The 2,958-nt window shown below is 65.2% G+C and carries 4 protein-coding genes; 1 reads left to right on the top strand and 3 read right to left on the bottom strand.

From position 1 onward, the window contains the following. The first annotated feature begins 578 nt into the window (after nt 1–578). A complete protein-coding gene (locus ACWEO7_RS38895) occupies nt 579–764 on the top strand; it encodes a hypothetical protein (protein ID WP_452430777.1) in 186 nt (61 codons plus the stop codon). Between the two features lie 209 nt (nt 765–973). On the opposite strand, the gene ACWEO7_RS38890 is transcribed toward ACWEO7_RS38895, so the two are convergent. The 3 genes from ACWEO7_RS38890 to ACWEO7_RS38880 all read right to left on the bottom strand — a co-directional run bounded on the left by ACWEO7_RS38890 (nt 974) and on the right by ACWEO7_RS38880 (nt 2,886). Next, entirely contained in the window at nt 974–1,729 is a 756-nt protein-coding gene (locus ACWEO7_RS38890) for a hypothetical protein (protein WP_452430776.1), read from the bottom strand. 201 nt (nt 1,730–1,930) lie between these two features. After that, complete coding sequence (locus ACWEO7_RS38885; protein WP_452430774.1) at nt 1,931–2,182, bottom strand: hypothetical protein; 252 nt, start codon at nt 2,180–2,182, stop codon at nt 1,931–1,933. 23 nt (nt 2,183–2,205) lie between these two features. Next, nucleotides 2,206–2,886 carry a phosphoadenosine phosphosulfate reductase domain-containing protein gene (locus ACWEO7_RS38880; protein ID WP_452430772.1) on the bottom strand — a complete coding sequence of 227 codons (681 nt, stop codon included), beginning with the start codon at nt 2,884–2,886 and terminating at the stop codon, nt 2,206–2,208. Nucleotides 2,887–2,958 lie beyond the last annotated feature (72 nt).

Raw genomic sequence — 2,958 nt, 5'->3', positions numbered from 1 at the left:
GAACAACTCCACCATCACCGGATCGACCGCCGAGATCACCGCCACGCGAACACGATACCGACTGCCGCTCAACAACTTACGGGACAACCCTTAGCGCCTGCCTTTCTCGCGCAGAGGCTCCAAGGTCAAGGGTGGCCGCAGGCCATCGCGTAGCGACGCGACGGAGGAGCGCCCTTGAGGTTGGAGGGGCGCGGGAACATAATGCAGGCGCCACCACCCAGGGGCACGCGGCCGGAGGCCGCGCACGGCGCAGCGCGCCGCCGTTTTCCCACCGGCGTGAGTTCGTGGGATGGGGTGACCACCTCCGGCGGCACCGGGCTGGGTGGCGATTGTGCGGGAGCTGCGCAGCTGGGGGACGGCTCGGTGTCGCGGTAGCTCACATCATGGGTGATCGGCTACCGGACCGCCGGCCGCGCATCGCGGTCGCATGGTGGGCTGCTGTGGCGTTTGTGGGGGCCGGTGTCGGTGTGGTGGCGCGGGTGCGCGAGTGCCGTACTCTGGTGAGGCCGGGTGGCTACGCCTGGTGCAAGGGGATTCGGGGGAATGACGTTGTACGCGAATGGGATAGAGGTAGCGCGATGAAGGCGGATGTGTCGGCGGTGGATCGTGAGGCCGCCCGGGTGCTGGCGTCGCTGACTGCGGTGTCGGCCCAGGATGTGGCGGCCGTGGTGGAAGGCCGTCCGTATGGTGCGGACGCGGACTCGTCGGGGTGGCGGGTTGTGCGGCCGCGGTACAACCTGGACGGATCGCCCCTGGAGCCCTAGCGGGAGGCTGGCGGCGTACTGTCGTGTGTCGGCTCGGCGGCCGACCGGGATGTGGTCCCGGTCGGCCGTTGCTGTATCTGGGGGTTCGTCCCGGTGAGTTGGTCGCGCGGCCCGGCTGGACGGATCTCCTTTCATGAACTGGTCGTAGGCTGGTGGTTGTGGGACCAGGCAGCTGACTTCTGCCTGGTCCCGCCCCGATCGGGCGTTGCTCAGTCTGCGAATTCGCGGTAGAGGTTGTTGATCTCGACTTCGAGATCACGGACCAGGCCGCGAAGAAGATCTTCGATGTCCGGTTCGTCGGTGATGCGGCCATCGGCGGTGATGAACTGCATGTCGTCGGCATTGAAGTAGCGGCGGGAGCAGATTTCCGATCCGGTGTCGACGGTGCGCAGGTGTATGGCGATCCCGCGGGGCTGTGTGCACGCGTCGGTGATCAAGTCGTAGGCGATCTGGATGGCGGGCTGGCGCCACCTGGCGGGAGTCGACATCGTCAGTAGTCCGTCGCAGCGGTTGACTCGGTCGATGAGGCCGGTGACGATGTTGAGCCAGAGCTTGCGCCGCTCTCGGTCGGTGTGCGGCCAGTCATCGATGTCCCAGTTCTCCTCTGCCATCTTCACCAGAATCGTCTCGTCGATGCGAAGTTCGATGGTGCGATCTTCGGCATTGAACTCGGGGCCGTTGAACGCGATATCGGTCGATGTGGCGGTGTGCGGGGTGGGGTCCTGCTCACTGTCGAAGACGACGGAATCCTCGAGGACGATGCGGATCGGGACGAGTCCGCGAATGTCGTGTACCGCTGCGTCGGTGGTGTCCAGGTGGACGGAGACTCTGACGACACCGTTGTCATCGATGTAAGTGAAGACGAGCACGCCAGCGACTTCTATGCAGGGCCTGGTCTCGTCGCTCGTCTGCGGATGAAATTCGGCTGCGCGATTGGACTTGTCGGCTTCGGTGGCATTGAGCATTGTGTTCTCCAAAGGCGGGTTGATCGGGACGCGGATGTTCTAGCGGGTCAGAACTGCATGCACGGGAAAAGGCGTCATCATGCCCAGGCTGTTCGTGGCCGCGGTTGGCGGCTGCGATCACTATGGTGAGAAAGGGGTGTCACGCACCGTAAATGGTTGTGCGACACCCCTTTCGTCATGATGGCGAGTGGGCAGCTTGCTCTAGCGGCGATAGGTGGACGGGTCGAGTTCGGTAAGTGCGCCGACGATGGCTTCGAGCAGGTGTGTGGGCACCAGGCAGTGTTCGGCGATGGCGTCGATTACCTGGTCTGGGGGCATGTGGTGGAACTCGTCTGTGTCTGGGTCGTCGTCACACGCCCAGCTGCTGGCCTCGGTTATGAGGGCGGCGTACAGCTCGAGGGCGGCGGTGGTTCGGGAATCGGCAGGGGTATTGCGTGTTTCGGTCGGTGTCATGGTGTTCCTTTCTGGATTGGTGCTCAGGCTGCCCATGTGTCGATGTGGCTGGGAACCGGGGTGTTCGCGGCGGCGGTGATGATTTCGCTCATGGATAGGTCGACGCGGAAGCGGTGGCCGATGCGGTGCTCGACGTCGGCGTATGCGGCGGCGAGGTCGGGGGCGAGCTGGGCGGCGCGGATGAGCGCTGGTTTGGAGCTGAGTACGCAGAACACGCAGCTCAGGCGGGGCATTCCGGCGGCGTAGGCGGGGTGGGGCCGGGTTCCGGCGGCTGCGATGCGCCGCCACACGTCGGCGGTGCTCCAGTGGTGCACCGGCAGCCAGACATCGACGTGTTTGCGGGTGTTGGATGCCCCGTGGCCTGGGCTGGTCCCCTGCGCGCGGTGGTGGTGGCAGTGCGGGCAGGGGCAGGTGCGGCTGCCGTCGTGGGTGAACGGGGTCAGGCGGCGGCGGTCGGTGGATTCTTCGGCGCGATGGCCCATGACCGACAGCAGCCGCACGGGGCGGCCGGTGATTCCGGCCGCGCGTGATTCGGCGGCGAGCGCGGTGAAGATTCTGCGGATCGGTCCGCGCTTGAAATCGCTTGTACACCAACGTCTTGCGGCGTCGGGGAAGCGCCCTCGCTCTTCGATGCGGTCGAGCAGATCGGGCCCGCGGCGGGCGACGGTTTCGAACCGGAGCCCGTATTCTCTGAACTGAATCAAACTTCTTGGTCTGCTTGGTATTTCAGTCGTCTTCGGGAGCTTCGCTGGCTCGGATTGTCGGCATGTTGAGGT

This window comes from Nocardia sp. NPDC004260 (genome assembly GCF_053603155.1).
The sequence above is the reverse complement of the archived record's forward strand: the minus strand, read 5'-3'. Positions and strand labels throughout refer to the sequence as shown.